The following is a 906-nucleotide window of genomic DNA, read 5'->3' as shown; positions in this document are numbered from 1 at the left end:
CGATCCAGACGTGCGCGGCGAAGAGGTCGGGCGCACGATCATACACGATGTTGAGCCGGCGATAGCAGCTGAGCCAGGCGAACAGGCGCTCGACGGCCCACCGGATCCCGCTTGGCAGGAAGCGCCTGTTGCGCGTGCCACCGGGCGTGACCGAGACATGGATGTCGTGCTCGAGTGCCGCCGCTGCGAAGGGGGCGCCCTTGAAGCCGCTATCGCCGAGCAGATCGCCTTGGAAGCCGAGCGCGGCGAGCCGAGGCAGCGTCGGCAGGATGCCTGCGTGGTCGTCCGTATTCGCCGGATGCAGTTCAAGGTCGAGCAGCGAGCCATGCTTGTCGCAGGCGGCGAAGAGCTTGATGCCCTTGACCAGCTTGCCGCCATCGATGCCGCGTGCCCAGGCGGTCGGGGCGGAGCGGAGCGAGCGGCTGTCGACCACCACCGCCGAGGGCAGGACCTCATCGCCGCAGGCCCGGCGCCAATCGAGCGCGAGGCGCTGGCCCAGCCGGCGCCACAGACCGAGCCGGGACCAGCGCGCGAAGGTGCTGTGCAGCGTGGTGAAGGAAATACCCGAGAGCCAGCCGGCGATGCGCCACTGCATGCCACCGAAGGTCAGCATCCAGATCAGCCCGATTAGCCGTCGCCGCAAGCTCAGGTCCGGCTTGCGCCCGCGGCGATGCACGCCAACCCGTTCGCGGTCCATGGCCTCCAGTTCGCCTCGACAGCAAAAACGAACACCTTCACATCGGCCAGGACGTTCCAGCCGTCACCGCGGCTGGGCTGGGGAATGTGACGAGCAGAGGGCGGCGGCAGATCAAGGGGGCTGAGAATGCCAGCGGGAGACATCGGCTCGATATGGTGGCGATGGGCCGGCACCCGGCCCGTTGTGTCGGCCCCGCGCTGATCTGCCTG

2 protein-coding genes are annotated in these 906 nt (G+C 68.5%); both read right to left on the bottom strand.

Features of this window, described 5'->3' with window-relative positions; genetic code table 11:
- The coding region (locus LHA35_RS28375; protein WP_226615251.1) for an IS5 family transposase at positions 1 to 697 on the bottom strand (697 nt) is incomplete at its 3' end.
- On the bottom strand, positions 646 to 906 hold a 261-nt coding region (locus LHA35_RS28370; protein WP_226615250.1), incomplete at its 5' end, for a hypothetical protein. The genes LHA35_RS28370 and LHA35_RS28375, both read right to left, overlap by 52 nt.

The organism is Roseicella aerolata, from assembly GCF_020523605.1.
Taxonomy (GTDB): domain Bacteria; phylum Pseudomonadota; class Alphaproteobacteria; order Acetobacterales; family Acetobacteraceae; genus Paracraurococcus; species Paracraurococcus aerolatus.
This window is presented reverse-complemented; position numbering and strand designations above follow the sequence as displayed.